The organism is Duganella sp. LjRoot269, from assembly GCF_964254095.1.
Classification (GTDB): domain Bacteria; phylum Pseudomonadota; class Gammaproteobacteria; order Burkholderiales; family Burkholderiaceae_D; genus Rugamonas; species Rugamonas hordei.
This window is the reverse complement of the sequence record NZ_CAXUSL020000001.1, coordinates 5,881,413-5,895,177: the sequence shown is the minus strand read 5'-3', so window position 1 is coordinate 5,895,177 and position 13,765 is coordinate 5,881,413. Positions and strand designations below refer to the sequence as shown.

Sequence of the window (13,765 nt, the reverse complement as noted above, 5' to 3'; positions counted from 1 at the left end):
GGAGGAACCATGCAATCACAACGACAGGAATTCCTCGGCGCCGATGGCCAGAAGCTGGCGGCCCGTCTCGATGCGCCGGATGGCGAGGTCAAGGCCTACGCCTTGTTCGCGCACTGCTTCACCTGTGGCAAGGATGTGTTTGCCGCCAGCCGCATCGCGCAGGCGCTGACCGAGCATGGCTTTGCCGTGCTGCGCTTCGATTTCACCGGCCTGGGCGCCAGCGAGGGCGAGTTCGCCAACACCAATTTTTCTTCCAACCTGGCGGATCTGGTGGCGGCGGCCGATTTCCTGCGCGCCACCTATGCGGCGCCGCGCCTGCTGATCGGCCACAGCCTCGGCGGCGCGGCGGTGCTGGCGGCGGCCGCGCAGGTGCCGGAAGTGAAGGCGGTGGTGACGGTGGCCGCGCCCAGCGATCCGTCGCATGTCACCGGTTTGTTCAGCCAGCACCTGGACCAGATCGCGCGCGAGGGCGAGGCCCATGTGCAACTGGCGGGCAGGCCTTTCCGCATCAAGCGACAGTTTGTCGAGGATGCGGGCGAGCATAATTTGAAAGTGAAGATCGCGGCCCTGAAGCGGGCCTTGCTGGTGATGCACGCGCCGGGCGATACCACGGTGGGTATCAGCAACGCGATGGAGATTTTTACCGCCGCCAAGCATCCGAAAAGCTTCATCTCGCTCGACAGCGCGGACCATCTGCTGACCGAGCGCGGCGATGCGGTGTACGTGGCGAATTTGATCGCGGCCTGGAGCGACCGCTATCTGTGATTACTCGTCGTCGAATTCTTCGGCCAGGTCTTTCCAGCCCTTGCCGGCGGCGAAGGTGTTGAATTCGTCCGGCGCTTCGAGCACCAGCAGTTTGCTTTCCTGCAGCACGGAATCGCCGGCGGTCAGGGCCGGGCCCTTGTAGCCGACGGTGCGCAGCTGCGCGACCACGGCGTCGATCAGCGATTTGTCCTTGTGCAGGCCGCTGATCGAACCGGAAAAGTCCACATACACGTCGATCGCGCCATACCCTTCGTCGAAGATACGGATCGCCTTGGCGTCGTGGGCACGGCCGGAGCCGTCGGAGGCCTTGAAGGGGCCGCTGAGTTGGATGTCGGTGTCTTTATTCATGTGCTCAGCATACACCCGTCAGCCGACCTTGGGCAAGGCCATGCCGCGCTGCACGGCGGGGCGGGCGCCCACCAGGGCCAGCCAGCGCTGGACGTTGTGCAGGCTCTCCGGCTGGTTGCCCAACACCGACCGCATCTTCTCGGTCGCCGCCGCCGTTGGGCGTGGTCCAGGTGTACAGCGTAATCATGGCGTCTCCCTCTTTGCACAGTAGCCGCCACGATAATCTATCTGGAGATAATGTTGCGCCCCTTATGCTTGGCCCGGTACAACGCCTGGTCGGCCTGCTGGTAGATGTCATCCCGACCCAACGCGGAGTCCGGCGGGATGAACGCCAGTCCCAGCGACAGCGTGACGTAGCCGCCGGGCGGGTTGCCCTGGTGCGGAATCTTGCGCGCCGCCATGTCGGCACGGATCTGCTCGGCCAGCGCCTCGCTCTCGTCGGGGCCGCTGCTGGCGAACAGGCAGGCGAATTCGTCGCCGCCGATGCGGAAGCACAGATCGCCCGGCCGGTGCAGGGTCTGGCGCATGGCGTCGGCCACCGCCTTCAGCACCGCGTCGCCCTGCGGATGGCCATAGGTGTCGTTGTATTCCTTGAAGCGGTCGACGTCGATCAACAGCAAGGTCAGCGTGCGCTGGTCGCGGTGCGCGCGCTTTTGTTCCTCGTTGAAGCGGATGTTGAAATAGCGCCGGTTTTTCAACCCGGTCAGCTCATCGGTGACGCTGTCGTCGCGGGCCGCCTTGGTCTCGGTGATGTCGGTCGAGACGGCGCAGGTGGCATAGACCTCGCCGTTGTCGTCCAGTAGCGGAAACTTCACCGTCATGTAGGTGTGCAGCGTCTTGTCGCGATGGTAGACCGATTCTTCCTCGTGGACGGCGCGCTTTTCCAGCGCTGCCTTGCGGTCGCTGTGCCACAGTTGCTCTGCGATCTCGCGCGCGAACAAGTCGAACACGTTGCTGCCGACGAAGGTGGCGGCGTCGTAGCCGTCCAGCATTTCGAAATGGCGGCTGGCCATCGTGACATTGCCGTGCAGGTCCTTGGTCGATATCAGGATGGGAGCATTGTCGAGCAGCGCGCGGAACACGCGGTCGGACTCGCGCAGTTCGTCAAGTTCGGCGCGTGGCTGGGGATGGATATCGGTCCGATCTGGCATGGGGCCAGTATAGACCTGACAGGGAGCCGGCGCGCGAATTTGGCGCGATCGCCGACTCCCCGTATTGTCACAATTACTTCAGCGGTTGCAGAATTGCCTCAAGGCGGTCGGGCGTATCGGCGATGCGTTCCAGGCGCGGATATTTCAGGCCGCCATGGTAGTCCAGCGCATAGTTCTGATACAGGCTGCCTTTCTTGACCAGGATGTTGATCGGTTCCTTGCCGGTCTTGGCGGCGGTGACGGCCGCGCGCAGCAGCTCGGCCTTGTAGGCGCGGCCATTGACGGCCACCAGCGTGCTGCCGCCCGACAGGCCGGCCTTGAAGCCGACGCCATCCCACTGGAAGGCTTCCAGCTTGCCTTCGGCGCCCACCGAGAAGCCCAGCGAATACTGGAAGTTGGCCGATTTGCTCAGGTCTTCCTGGGCTTTGAGGAAGTCGGTCGGCTTTTCCGTGTAGACCAGTTTCCAGCCGGCGCGGGCCAGGCCATCCAGCGGCGCGCCCGGGCCGTGGCCGTCGAGGCGGCTGCGCAGGAAGGTCGCCCAGTCGTGCGGCTGCACGGCGTTGAGCGCCTTGACCACGTCGTCGAAGGTGTAGTGCCTGGCCACGTTGACGCCGTCGTCGACGCCGAAGAAGCTGCGGGCGAAGTCGTTGAGCGAGCGCTTGTCGCCGGATTTTTCGCGTATCAGCGTGTCGGCGTCCAGCCAGATCAGCTCGCCTTCCGAGTAGTAATCCTCGGCGCGCTGCCAGTTGTTCCAGCCCTGCGGACGGCGGGCGTTGACGATCGGGTCGTTGGTGGTGTCCTGCATCGCGCGCCAGTCGCGGCCCTTGGTGTTGTCGTAGCGGGCGGCGGTGGCGGCCAGCAGGTCGCGCGTGTGCTCGGGCTTGATCAGGCCGGAGCGGGCGGCCAGCACCGCGCCCCAGTACTGGGTCTGGCCTTCGTACACCCACAGCAGCGAGTTCTGCAGCGGCGTGTTGAAGTTGGGGACGTTCTGGTCGGCCGGACGGCGGAACTTGCCGTTCCACGAGTGGGTGAACTCGTGCGGCAGCAGCTCGCGCCGCGCCTCGTTCTTGGACCACTCGGTGAAGTAGCCGGTCTTGACGCCGTTCTCGCTGGACTGGTGGTGCTCGCGGCCGATGCCGCCGAACTCGTCGCTGATGGCGAACAGGAAATCGTAGTGCTTGTAGTGCTGCGAGTTGAACAGCTTGTAGGCCTGCTGCACCATGGCGCGGTGCGGCGCGATCTGTTCCGGCGTCGCTTCCAGCTGCTCGGCCGAGTCGGCCACGACGTTCAGCCGCACCGGTATCTTGCCGTCCGGATCGAGGTCGATGCTGCGGAAGTAGCGGCCGGCGAACAGCGGCGAATCCATCATCGCTTCCAGGTCCAGCGGCTTGAAGGCCACCTCGTCGCCGTTGCGCGACGCGGTTTCCAGCGCGGTGCCGAACTGCCAGCCGGCCGGCACGGTCAGGTTGGGCTGCATGGTGATGCGGCGGCTGTCGTAGCCGGCCGGATACAGCGTCACCGACTGCCATTGCACGCCGACGATGTCGTTGGTCATCGTGGTGCGGCCCTGCGGCGCATCGGTCGGCGACAGGTACTGGAATTCCACGTCCACCGTCGCGGCGCCCTTGGGCACGTCGATATGGAAGGCGTAGACGTTGACCGTGTCGCGCTTCCATTCCAGCGGCTTGCCGTTGGCGCTGACCTTCAGGCCGGCGAACTGGTTCAGCGCGCCGCTGGGGCCGTGGTTGCCCGGCACCCATTGCGGATACAGCAAGGTCAGCTTGCCCGGCTTGGCGGGGATGCTCTCGCGCACGCGGAAGATCTGTTGCGCGGTGTTGGTCGCGTCAACTTTCAGGACAATGGTGCCTGGGTAAGGCTGTTCGGAGATCGATTGTGCCTGGGCGCTGAAGGCGGTAGCCAGCAGGGCGGCGATTGCAACACGAGTCGTGGACATGGGCAAGGTGGGCAAGGGTTGGACAAGAAAAAGAGTGTAGCACGCAGGCAACTTGCAAATCTCGCAAAGAGATGACGCACCGCAGCGAAAATATTTTTAAAAAAAGTGGCCGTCTGGGGATATTGCGGTCGTTTTTCAAGGCCTTGAAAGACCGTAAACCCATCCTATATCGGACTCAGTGGTTGCCCAGATGGGGACCACCGAGGGGGATCTTCCCCGCCCATATCGCTTAACTTTAAAAGGATATTCATCATGCGTACTTTTGACCTGACTCCACTGTATCGTTCCGCCATCGGCTTTGATCGTCTGGCACAACTGCTGAACGACGCCCAGCGCGGCGATTCCACCCCGAGCTACCCTCCCTACAACATCGAACTCGTGTCGGAAGACAAATACCGCATCGTGATGGCGCTGGCCGGTTTCGACCGTTCGGAAATCGACATCACCTTCGAGCGTGATTCGCTGCACGTCGTCGGCCGCAAACAGAAGGACGCCACCGAGCGCACCTATCTGCACCGCGGCATCGCCGCCCGCGATTTCGAGCAGCGCTTCCAGCTGGCCAACCATGTCAAGGTGACCGGCGCCAGCTTCGACAACGGCATGCTGAACATCGAACTGGTGCGCGAAGTGCCCGAAGCGCTGAAGCCACGCAAGATCGTCATCGACGGCGGCGAAAACGTCACCGCCCTGGAGCAGCGCCAGGCCGCGTAAGCCCTGTTGTAGCTAAGTAGTGCCCGACTGGCCGGTTGATCCGGCCAGTTGCACGTCTGTAGCAAGTGTTAAGCAGCGTCTAAGTTTTTACCCTCATATTGGATACATCTACAAACCTTATTATTCAGGAGTGCAGCTATGTCCGAATCTACTCTCAAACGTGCAGCTCTGGCGGTCGCCGTCCTGGGCGTGATAGGCGTGGGAGGTGCAGTCGCAGTTCAACAAAGTAATGCGGTTGCCGCCGCCCCTGCCATCGTTGCCGCCGCTACCGCGCCGGCGCAGGCCGCCCCCGCTGCTGCCCCCGTCCCTGTGCCCGCGCCCGCCATCTCGCTGCCCGACTTCAGCGTCATCGTGGCCCACAACGGTCCCGCCGTGGTCAACATCAGCGTGACCGGCAGCACCAAGACGGCCTACGACGATGACGACGGCCCGCAGCAGGCCCGCCGCGGCGACCCGTTTGCAGACGATCCGTTCTATGAATTCTTCCGCCGCTTCCAGGGGCCGCAGCAGCGCGGCGGCCAGCGCTCGGTGCCGACGCACGGCCTGGGCTCGGGCTTCATCATCAGCGCCGACGGCATCATCCTGACCAACGCCCACGTGGTGCGCGACGCCAGCGAAGTGGTGGTCAAGCTGACCGACCGCCGCGAGTTCCGCGCCAAGGTGCTGGGTTCCGATCCGAAGAGCGACGTGGCGGTGCTGAAGATCGACGCCAAGAACCTGCCCGTGGTGCCGCTGGCCAAGGGCAACGACCTGAAAGTGGGCGAATGGGTGCTGGCGATCGGTTCACCGTACGGCCTCGATAACACCGTGACCGCCGGCGTGGTCAGCGCCAAGGGCCGCTCGCTGCCGGACGGTAACGTGCCGTTCATCCAGACCGACGTCGCCGTCAATCCCGGCAACTCGGGCGGACCGCTGTTCAACACCCGCGGCGAAGTGGTCGGCATCAACTCGCAGATCTACAGCCAGACCGGCGGCTACCAGGGCTTGTCGTTCGCGATACCGATCGAGGTGGCCGGCAAGATCAAGGACCAGATCGTCTCCACCGGCAAGGTCACCCATGCCAAGCTGGGCGTGACGGTGCAGGAGATCAACCAGGGCTTCGCCGACTCCTTCAACCTGGCCACGCCTGAGGGCGCGCTGGTGTCGAACGTGGAGAAGGGCAGCCCCGGCGACAAGGCCGGCCTGAAACCGGGCGACGTGATCCGCACGCTGAACGGCCAGAAGATCATCAGTTCCGGCGATTTGCCGGCGATTGTGGGCCTGGCCACGCCAGGTGATAAAGTAACGCTGGAAGTCTGGCGCCAGGGCAAACCGGTACAATTGACCGCCACGCTGGGCAACGCCAACGACAAGGTCGCGGCGGCCGACGGCGAACGCAGCGACCAGGCCAGCGCCAAGCTGAAGCTGGGCTTGTCGCTGCGGCCGCTGGAAACCATCGAGAAGCGCCAGTCTGGTATTCCGAACGGCTTGCTGATCGAGGATGCGCGCGGCGCGGCGGCCAACGCCGGCGTGCAGCCCGGCGACGTGCTGCTGTCGGTGAACGGCCGTCCTGTCAGCAGCGTCGAGCAGGTGCGCGAGGTGGTCGACAAGTCCGGCAAGTCCGTGGCATTGCTGATACAGCGCGGCGACGATAAAATCTTCATACCGGTGCGTCTGGGCTGAGGTTAAGCTCAAGCCCGCGGACCGGCAGAACGCGACACAAAAACAGAAAGGAAACAATATGCGACTTCTGCTGGTGGAAGACGATACGATGATCGGCGAAGTGGTGCTCGACCTGTTGCGGGCAGAGCACTACGCCGTCGACTGGGTCAAGGATGGCGCGATGGCCGACACCGCGCTGCAGACCCAGACCTACGACCTGGTGCTGCTGGACCTGGGCCTGCCGCGCAAGGACGGCCTCGACGTGCTGCGCTCGATGCGCGCGCGCAAGGAGCTGACCCCGGTGCTGGTGGCCACGGCGCGCGACGCCAAGGAACAGCGCATCGCCGGCCTCGACGCCGGCGCCGACGACTACGTGCTCAAACCCTACGACCTCGACGAACTGCTGGCGCGCATCCGCGCCTTGCTGCGCCGTTCGGCCGGCCGCGCCGAGCCGATCTTCGAGCACGGCGGCGTGAGCGTCAATCCGCAAACCCGCGAAGTGATCGCCGACGGCAAGCAGGTCAACCTGTCGGCCCGCGAATGGGCGGTGCTGGAAGCGCTGATCGCGCGGCCCGGCATCGTGCTGTCGCGGCACCAGCTGGAAGAAAAACTGTACAGCTGGAAGGATGAGGTCAACAGCAACGCGGTCGAAGTCTACATCCATGGCCTGCGCAAGAAGCTTGGCGCGGAACTGATCCAAAACGTGCGCGGCCTGGGCTACATGGTACCGAAACTATGAAGGTGAAGATGCCGTCGTTGCCGCGGGTTCCCGTGGTGACGCACTCGTTGCGCGGACGTTTGCTGTGGTTCCTGCTGGCCGCCATCACCATGGCCGCCATCGCACAGGCGATGATCGCCTACCGCAGCGCGCTGAGCGACGCCGACCAGATCTTCGACTATCACATGCAGCAGATGGCGATGTCGCTGCGTTCCAGCGCCACGCTGACCAACAAGGCCGCCGACACCGCCGCCGACCCGGAGAACGACGACCTGGTGGTGCAGGTGTGGACGCCGGACGGCGCGCAAGTGTTCCGTTCGCTGTCGCGCGCGGCGCTGCCGCAGCGGGCGGTGCTGGGCTTCTCCAACGTCAAGGCCAACAACACCACCTACCGCATCTTCTCCGTTCAAACGAGTAACCAGACCGTGCAGGTGGCGCAGGACATGGCCGTGCGCCAGCGCATGGCCGGCACCTTGGCGCTGCGCACCGTCGGGCCGATCGCCGTCATGGCGCCGGTGCTGATGCTGGTGGTGTGGTGGGTGGTCAGCGGCTCGCTGGCGCCGGTGTCGCGCGTCAAGCGGCAGGTGGCGGCACGCCAGGCCGACGATCTGTCGCCGGTGTCGGAAAACGATTTGCCCGACGAAGTGTTGCCACTGGTACACGAGCTGAACCTGCTGTTCGGCCGAGTGCGCACCGCGTTCGACGCCCAGCAGCACTTCGTGGCGGACGCCGCGCACGAGCTGCGCTCGCCGCTGGCGGCGCTGAAATTGCAGGTGCTGAGCCTGGAACGGGCGCAGGACGAGGCGGCGCGCAGCCTCGCCATCTCGCGCGTGACGGCCGGCATCGAGCGGGCGACGCGGCTGGTGGAACAATTGCTGGTGTTGGCGCGGCAGGAAGGCTCGGTCAACGACGTCAAGCTGGAACCGGTCAGCCTGAGCGACCTGGTCAAGCGCACGCTGGGCGACATGGCCGGGCTGGCGCAGGCGCGCCAGATCGACCTCGGCCTGCATCATGCCGACGACGCCACGGTGGACGGCCAGCCGGACGCGCTGATCATCCTGTTGCGCAACCTGGTCGACAACGCCATCAAGTACACGCCGTCCGGCGGCACCGTCGATATCGACCTGCGCCGTAGCGCCGGCGCCACAGGTGTAGCAAAAGCCAACGTGCCGGGCCGTGTCGTGCTCAGCGTCGAGGATTCCGGTCCCGGCATCCCGCCGGAGGAGCGCGAACGGGTGTTCAGCCGCTTCTACCGCGTGCCGGGAAGCCAGGCCGGCGGCAGTGGCCTGGGGCTGGCCATCATCAAGTCCATCGCCGAGCGCCATGGCGCCGTATTGACCCTGGACCAGTCCGAACGCCTCGGCGGGCTGAAGGTCAAAGTCGATTTTCCTGACACCGCAAGGGCCACTCCAGTCTAAAATGCCACTTTGACATGTCGTTGGAGTGGCGTATGAAGAAAATCGGCTTTTCGGGCACCCTGGACCCGATCACCAACGGGCATATGTGGGTGATCAACGAAGCCCGTTCGCTGGCGGAGGAGGTGGTGGTCTTCCTGTCTGAAAACCCCGCCAAGAAGCCCAAGTTCACGGCCGAGGAGCGCAAGAGCATCATCGCGCTCAGCTGCGCCGAGCAGGGCTGGGACAACGTATCGGTGGTCATCGTCAAGGGCGACTACACGGCGCGCGCGGCCAAGAAGCAGGGCGTGCACTGCCTGATACGCGGCATCCGCACCACCGCCGATTTCGATTACGAGAATCTGATCCAGCAAACCAACGTCGACGTGCTGCAGGGCGCCAAGACCATCTTCGTCATGCCGCCGCGCGACCTCGGTTCGGTCAGCTCCAGCTTCGTCAAGGCGCTGGAAGGGCCGATCGGCTGGAACTGGATCATGAAGAAGTTCGTTCCCGGGCCGGGCTACCACGCCTGGGTGCTGAGCTGGCTGCGCAAGGAATGGGAAACGCTGTGGGACTACGCCCACCTGGACGCTACCGCCATCGCCCATGCCGACCTGTGGTTCGTGCAGCTGACCGGCGCCACGGCGTACGGCGGCAAGGCGCGCTACTATCACAACCTCGACCACCTGGTGCACGGCCTGTGCGAGATCCGCGTATGGGCGGCCAACACGCGGCCCGATCCGGCCGACGTCGACATCGTCAAGCAGGCGTTCTGGTTCCATGACGCGGAGTATGGCCACAGCGGCGAGCCGGGCGCGATGAGCAACGAAGAGGCGAGCGCGCAACTGTGGCTGGGCAGCCAGCTGGCGCACGACATGAGCGACGCGGCGGAACTGATACGCGCCACCGACCACTTCCAGGAAGCGTCGATCCAGCACCGGCTGAAGGACATCATGCTGTGCGTGGACCTGGCGATCCTGGGGCAGGACGAGGAGGTCTATCAGAACTATGCGCAGGCGATCCGGCGCGAGTACAGCCATCTGCCGGACGCAAAATACCGGAGCCAGCGCAGCGGCGCGCTGGCGCACCTGTCGCGCAAGGCGGAGGCGGGGCTGTTGTATGTCGATCCGTATTTTGCCGACCAGTACAACGAACGCGCCATCGACAACATGCGGCGCGAGATAGAGAGCCTGGCATGAGCGCCAGTTTAAAGCGTGGCTTGCTGGCATTGTGCTGCTTTGCCGCGGCCACATCGGCTGATGCGGCCGAAACGCAGACGCTGGACACGCCATCGTTCAGCATCACCATCGATGTGCGCTGCGAGGAAGGTAACGTGACCTGCGATGACGTACGTTATGTCGGTACCAGCAAAAAGACCGGCAAGGCGATCCGCCTGACCGGCCGCACGCGTCACACCACATGCGCCGACGGCGTCACCCCATGCCGCTTCCTTGGCTATGAATTCAAGAACGGCGCCACCGTCTACTTTCTCAGCGACGGCGGCGAGTTGATCGTCGAGCAGCGCGGCAAGCCGCTGCTGCGCGAACAGGGGGAATGGAAGTAAGTTGAAGGTTCCAGGTCTAGCTATTGGGTAGCGTGATCTCTTCCTTGCGCCGGGCTATGGCCTGACCCAGCGCCATCAGATCCAGCTTGGCCTTGCGGGCCTTGGGGAACATTTCGCTTTCTTCTTCCTGGACGTGATGTTCGATCTGTTCGGACAGCACCTTGATCTTGGCGTCGAACAGCTCATCGCCCTCTTCCATGGAGAGGATTTGCGCGATCAGGTCCTTGGCTGCCGCGTGTTCGACCACGGCCTCGTCGATGATGTCCTCGTTTTCCTTGTTCGCTTCGCGCACGGCGGGATAGAAGATTTCCTCTTCGGCGGTAGCGTGCTTGGTCAGCTCGGTGCAGATCTGCACGGCCAGTTTCTGCTTGCTGGCATGGGCCCGGTCGCCCAGCTCCTCGTATTGCTCGAACAGCGACTTGACGTGCTCGTGGTCCTCGGTCAGCAGGGTAATTGCGTCCTGCGGATCGGTTTCGGTGGGAATAGGTTTTGGGATTTTGTCTGACGAATGCGAAGTGGTTCTCATAATGGCTCCTTGGCTGGCGGTGAAGTGCAGGCTGCCAAACCAGTCTAGGGACGATCCCCGGCTCGGTCTGTGCGTTGCCCAACGCTGCCGCTAAGGGTAGCTGGCCTGCCGTTGACTTCGGATGGCGAGTGCGAGTACAAGATCGCTACCGGGAACATAGCGATATTGTGCGACATAGCCACGGTGGTGCCTGCCAATGAGCAACTCTCTTGTGCCCGATGAAGCAGGGCGCCCGATCATGGGATTCTGTTCAAGTGTGGCCAGTGCGGTATGGATTTCTTGAATTTTTGCTGCTGCGGTCGCGATATCTATCGTCGCCAGACGATCAAAAATCTGGTCCAGGTGATCAGCGGCGTGGTGACTCAGCTGAACGCGGACCATGACGGCTAGCGTTTGGATTTTTCGAAGATGAACTTGTCGCCATGGTCGCCGGCAACGCGGCGCTCGAAGTGGCGGCGAACCTCTTCCAGTGATATCGATTCGCCGGATTTCAGGTATTCCGCGTAGCTTGCCTCGGCTTCAGCATCTAAAGTGTCTTGAGTTCTGGTCTGCGCGATTTTTTCCGCGATCGCCAGCAGAAGAAAATCATCAGTCCCAAGCTTGCTTAGCTCGACCGCTTCAGCAAGCTGTTCAAGCAGCTCATCTGACAACTGAATCGAAATGGTAGGCATGGCGATCTCCCTGCGAGAATCTCCGATTTTAGCACCATGCCAGGTCAGCGCCGCTGTCAGGGACGAGACGCAGATCAAATGATGAATCAGGGCGGAAACTGTCCTGTATCGGTTTTATGCTGGCGGCTGATCAATTGGATGGGAGCCGTTCATGCATCGTTTGCTTTCCGTCGCCCTGGGCGGCTTGTCGTTGTTGGCGGTGCCGCAGGTGCCGGCTCAGGAACGTGTCTTCCCGGCGGTTGCGCATCTGGGCGAATTCCAGGTGATCGAGTTTCGGCGCTATACGATCACGCCGGGCGGCCAGCAGGACTTCGCCAGCTACTTCCAGAGTTACTTCCCCGAAGCGTTCGAGCAGTTGGGCGCGATTGCGTTTGGCCAGTTCACGGAGCGCGGCAATCCGGCGTCGTTCACCTGGCTGCGCGGCTTCAAACACCTGGAGGGCAGGGCCATCGTCAACTCGGCTTTCTACTATGGGCCGCTGTGGAAGGAGCACAAGGCCACGCTGAACGCGCTGATCGTCGACAGCGACAACGTGATGCTGATGCGGCCGTTGCGGCCGGTACCGGTGCTGCCTGCGGTCGATCCGGTCAAGGAGCGCAATGGCGCGCACGGCGTGGTGGTGGCGCAGATTTTCGCGCTGAAGAACGGCGCCGGCGCGGAAGCCTTTGCGCAGCGGGCGGAAAGCGCGTTCGCCAGCTATCGCGCGGCGGGAGCGCGGGAGGCCGGCATGCTGGCGACGCTGGATGTACCAAACAACTTCCCACAACTACCGGTGCGCACCGATGGAACCTATATGGCCTGGATCGGTGTCGTGAAGGACAACGATGTGCTGGAGCGGCAGCTCAGGCCCGCCATCGGTCGCGCGGCCGCCGCGTTCGACAAAACCGGCATGCTGCGCTCGCCGCCCGAGCTGCTGATACTCGATCCGGCCAGCCGCTCGCGCTTGCGCTGGCTTAAAGACTGACTCACGCGGAAGCCGGTATCAGGCCTTGTTGGCGGCGGCAGGCGGCATGCGGAAGGTGACGCCGAGGCGGTTGAAGGCGTTCATCAGGCCGATCGCGTAGGTCAGGTCGGCCAGTTCCTTGTCGCTGAATTCTGCCGCCGCGGCGGCGTAGTCGGCATCGGGAACGCGGGTTTCCGCCACGCGCGTCACCGTTTCGGCCCAAGCCAGCGCGGCGCGTTCGCGGGCGCTGAAGACTGCCCCCGCGTCGTGCCATACCGGCACCAGGACCAGCTTGTCGATGGCAACGCCGAGCTTGAGCAGGTCGCTGGTATGCAGGTCGATGCAATAGGCGCAGCCGTTGATTTGCGATACGCGCAGGTAGACCAGATCGATCAGTTCATGCGGCAGGCCGCATTTCTGGAGATAGACGTGCACTGCGCCGAAAGCCTTGTAACCTTCAGGAGAGGCTTTAGCGTAGTCGAGACGTTGGTTCATGATGAAATCCTTTGATTGCTGGTTAGGGATTCCATCTTGAACCATCTTGGCCCACTCCAAAAGAGCCAAGAATTGGCTGGTTTAGTAGGCCATAATTAAAAGCGATTCCAGTTGTTGTGGCGGTGTTCGCTGGCTTCCTTGAGCAGGTGGCCGGCGCGGCGCTCGTCCTTCGGACTCAGGGCGTCGCCCAGTTGCACCGTCATCGCCAGCTCCTGGATCGCCGGCGGGTATTCGTGTTCGGCGGCCTCTTCCAGCAGGTGGCGCGCCTTGGCGGCGTCTTGCGCGACGCCGCGTCCTTCGTTGTAGATGTTGGAGAGCAGGAACATCGCATGGGCGTTGCCCAAGTCGCTGGCCGCGTTCAGCCAGTGCGCGGCTTGCGCGTCGTCGCGCTTGACGCCGTCGCCGTTCTTGTAGAGCAGGCCCAGTACCAGCGCCGCCTTGGCGTGCTTTTGCTTGGCGGCCAACTCGTACCAGGGCGCCGCGTCGCCCGGTGCGGCCGGCACGCCGACCACGCCGATGCGCAGCATTTCACCCAGCTGGAACGCGGCTTCGGTGTCGCCGCCGCGCGCGGCGTCTTCGAACAGCTTCAGCGATTCAGTCCGCTGCCTGGGACGGGTTTGATACAACAGACCCAGCTCGCGCTGCGCCACCGGCATGTTCTGCGCCGACCACGACATCAGCTTGCGCTCGGCGCTGGCGTCGGCCTGCTGCATCGCCTTCATGCCGACGACTTCAATCTGCGCCGACGTCGGCTTTTCGTGCTGGATCTGGCAGCCGAACAGGAACACGCTGGCCAGCACGGCGATCAGCGCAACCCCAGGATAGTTTTTGATTTGCATGACGCTTGCCTCATGAAGAACGGGGCCGGCGAAACCGGCCCCGCG

General features: G+C 63.6%; 16 protein-coding genes. 8 read left to right on the top strand and 8 right to left on the bottom strand.

Annotated features, from left to right (window positions below):
* The first annotated feature begins 9 nt into the window (after positions 1-9).
* Positions 10-765: an alpha/beta hydrolase family protein gene (locus ACSQ3S_RS26380; RefSeq protein WP_353404001.1), complete on the top strand. Its 756-nt coding sequence runs from the start codon at positions 10-12 to the stop codon at positions 763-765.
* Here the strand turns inward: ACSQ3S_RS26380 and ACSQ3S_RS26375 are convergent, their stop codons facing one another.
* The 3 genes from ACSQ3S_RS26375 to ACSQ3S_RS26365 all read right to left on the bottom strand — a co-directional run bounded on the left by ACSQ3S_RS26375 (position 766) and on the right by ACSQ3S_RS26365 (position 4,218).
* Positions 766-1,113, bottom strand: a complete 348-nt coding sequence (locus tag ACSQ3S_RS26375) for a hypothetical protein (protein WP_176654277.1) — start codon at positions 1,111-1,113, stop codon at positions 766-768.
* Positions 1,114-1,337: 224 nt separating this feature from the next.
* Positions 1,338-2,264: a sensor domain-containing diguanylate cyclase gene (locus ACSQ3S_RS26370; protein WP_436144258.1), complete on the bottom strand. Its 927-nt coding sequence runs from the start codon at positions 2,262-2,264 to the stop codon at positions 1,338-1,340.
* A 73-nt stretch (positions 2,265-2,337) separates the two neighbouring features.
* Positions 2,338-4,218 (bottom strand): M61 family metallopeptidase, encoded by a 1,881-nt coding sequence (locus ACSQ3S_RS26365; protein WP_176654280.1) that lies wholly within the window; start codon positions 4,216-4,218, stop codon positions 2,338-2,340.
* Between the two features lie 252 nt (positions 4,219-4,470).
* On the opposite strand from ACSQ3S_RS26365, the gene ACSQ3S_RS26360 reads away from it, so the two are divergent.
* The 6 genes from ACSQ3S_RS26360 (at position 4,471) to ACSQ3S_RS26335 (ending at position 10,246) form a co-directional block, all read left to right on the top strand.
* Positions 4,471-4,929: an Hsp20 family protein gene (locus tag ACSQ3S_RS26360; protein WP_176654281.1), complete on the top strand. Its 459-nt coding sequence runs from the start codon at positions 4,471-4,473 to the stop codon at positions 4,927-4,929.
* A 138-nt stretch (positions 4,930-5,067) separates the two neighbouring features.
* Positions 5,068-6,591, top strand: coding sequence for a DegQ family serine endoprotease (locus ACSQ3S_RS26355; RefSeq protein WP_176654282.1), 1,524 nt, complete (start codon positions 5,068-5,070; stop codon positions 6,589-6,591).
* Between the two features lie 58 nt (positions 6,592-6,649).
* Entirely contained in the window at positions 6,650-7,309 is a 660-nt protein-coding gene (locus tag ACSQ3S_RS26350) for a response regulator (RefSeq protein ID WP_176654283.1), read from the top strand.
* A gap of 8 nt (positions 7,310-7,317) precedes the next feature.
* On the top strand, positions 7,318-8,706 hold the full coding sequence (locus ACSQ3S_RS26345; RefSeq protein WP_413446362.1) for an ATP-binding protein: 1,389 nt from the start codon (positions 7,318-7,320) through the stop codon (positions 8,704-8,706).
* A gap of 32 nt (positions 8,707-8,738) precedes the next feature.
* Positions 8,739-9,881 (top strand): pantetheine-phosphate adenylyltransferase, encoded by a 1,143-nt coding sequence (gene coaD, locus ACSQ3S_RS26340; RefSeq protein WP_176654285.1) that lies wholly within the window; start codon positions 8,739-8,741, stop codon positions 9,879-9,881.
* Positions 9,878-10,246 (top strand): hypothetical protein, encoded by a 369-nt coding sequence (locus ACSQ3S_RS26335; protein WP_218087939.1) that lies wholly within the window; start codon positions 9,878-9,880, stop codon positions 10,244-10,246. The genes coaD and ACSQ3S_RS26335 overlap by 4 nt, the downstream gene beginning before the upstream one ends.
* Before the next feature lie 16 nt (positions 10,247-10,262).
* Here ACSQ3S_RS26335 and ACSQ3S_RS26330 read toward each other — a convergent pair whose 3' ends face one another.
* From ACSQ3S_RS26330 to ACSQ3S_RS26320, 3 genes are all read right to left on the bottom strand, one after another.
* Positions 10,263-10,772 (bottom strand): hemerythrin domain-containing protein, encoded by a 510-nt coding sequence (locus ACSQ3S_RS26330; protein ID WP_176654286.1) that lies wholly within the window; start codon positions 10,770-10,772, stop codon positions 10,263-10,265.
* A 90-nt stretch (positions 10,773-10,862) separates the two neighbouring features.
* A complete protein-coding gene (locus tag ACSQ3S_RS26325) occupies positions 10,863-11,153 on the bottom strand; it encodes a type II toxin-antitoxin system RelE/ParE family toxin (RefSeq protein ID WP_436144257.1) in 291 nt (96 codons plus the stop codon).
* Positions 11,154-11,158: 5 nt separating this feature from the next.
* On the bottom strand, positions 11,159-11,443 hold the full coding sequence (locus ACSQ3S_RS26320; RefSeq protein ID WP_176654288.1) for a CopG family transcriptional regulator: 285 nt from the start codon (positions 11,441-11,443) through the stop codon (positions 11,159-11,161).
* Between the two features lie 151 nt (positions 11,444-11,594).
* On the opposite strand from ACSQ3S_RS26320, the gene ACSQ3S_RS26315 reads away from it, so the two are divergent.
* Entirely contained in the window at positions 11,595-12,407 is an 813-nt protein-coding gene (locus tag ACSQ3S_RS26315; protein ID WP_436144256.1) for an NIPSNAP family protein, read from the top strand.
* Between the two features lie 18 nt (positions 12,408-12,425).
* Here ACSQ3S_RS26315 and ACSQ3S_RS26310 read toward each other — a convergent pair whose 3' ends face one another.
* Both ACSQ3S_RS26310 and ACSQ3S_RS26305 read right to left on the bottom strand, forming a co-directional pair.
* Positions 12,426-12,881, bottom strand: coding sequence for a carboxymuconolactone decarboxylase family protein (locus tag ACSQ3S_RS26310; protein WP_176654290.1), 456 nt, complete (start codon positions 12,879-12,881; stop codon positions 12,426-12,428).
* A 95-nt stretch (positions 12,882-12,976) separates the two neighbouring features.
* Positions 12,977-13,720: a tetratricopeptide repeat protein gene (locus ACSQ3S_RS26305; RefSeq protein ID WP_436144255.1), complete on the bottom strand. Its 744-nt coding sequence runs from the start codon at positions 13,718-13,720 to the stop codon at positions 12,977-12,979.
* Between the last annotated feature and the right edge of the window lie 45 nt (positions 13,721-13,765).

Bases quoted from the DNA above. Each gene is read 5' to 3' on its own strand.
- ACSQ3S_RS26380 (WP_353404001.1), top strand. From the start codon at position 10: ATGCAATCACAACGACAGGAATTCCTCGGCGCCGATGGCCAGAAGCTG.
- ACSQ3S_RS26375 (WP_176654277.1), bottom strand. From the start codon at position 1,113: ATGAATAAAGACACCGACATCCAACTCAGCGGCCCCTTCAAGGCCTCC.
- ACSQ3S_RS26370 (WP_436144258.1), bottom strand. From the start codon at position 2,264: ATGCCAGATCGGACCGATATCCATCCCCAGCCACGCGCCGAACTTGAC.
- ACSQ3S_RS26365 (WP_176654280.1), bottom strand. From the start codon at position 4,218: ATGTCCACGACTCGTGTTGCAATCGCCGCCCTGCTGGCTACCGCCTTC.
- ACSQ3S_RS26360 (WP_176654281.1), top strand. From the start codon at position 4,471: ATGCGTACTTTTGACCTGACTCCACTGTATCGTTCCGCCATCGGCTTT.
- ACSQ3S_RS26355 (WP_176654282.1), top strand. From the start codon at position 5,068: ATGTCCGAATCTACTCTCAAACGTGCAGCTCTGGCGGTCGCCGTCCTG.
- ACSQ3S_RS26350 (WP_176654283.1), top strand. From the start codon at position 6,650: ATGCGACTTCTGCTGGTGGAAGACGATACGATGATCGGCGAAGTGGTG.
- ACSQ3S_RS26345 (WP_413446362.1), top strand. From the start codon at position 7,318: ATGCCGTCGTTGCCGCGGGTTCCCGTGGTGACGCACTCGTTGCGCGGA.
- coaD (WP_176654285.1), top strand. From the start codon at position 8,739: ATGAAGAAAATCGGCTTTTCGGGCACCCTGGACCCGATCACCAACGGG.
- ACSQ3S_RS26335 (WP_218087939.1), top strand. From the start codon at position 9,878: ATGAGCGCCAGTTTAAAGCGTGGCTTGCTGGCATTGTGCTGCTTTGCC.
- ACSQ3S_RS26330 (WP_176654286.1), bottom strand. From the start codon at position 10,772: ATGAGAACCACTTCGCATTCGTCAGACAAAATCCCAAAACCTATTCCC.
- ACSQ3S_RS26325 (WP_436144257.1), bottom strand. From the start codon at position 11,153: ATGGTCCGCGTTCAGCTGAGTCACCACGCCGCTGATCACCTGGACCAG.
- ACSQ3S_RS26320 (WP_176654288.1), bottom strand. From the start codon at position 11,443: ATGCCTACCATTTCGATTCAGTTGTCAGATGAGCTGCTTGAACAGCTT.
- ACSQ3S_RS26315 (WP_436144256.1), top strand. From the start codon at position 11,595: ATGCATCGTTTGCTTTCCGTCGCCCTGGGCGGCTTGTCGTTGTTGGCG.
- ACSQ3S_RS26310 (WP_176654290.1), bottom strand. From the start codon at position 12,881: ATGAACCAACGTCTCGACTACGCTAAAGCCTCTCCTGAAGGTTACAAG.
- ACSQ3S_RS26305 (WP_436144255.1), bottom strand. From the start codon at position 13,720: ATGCAAATCAAAAACTATCCTGGGGTTGCGCTGATCGCCGTGCTGGCC.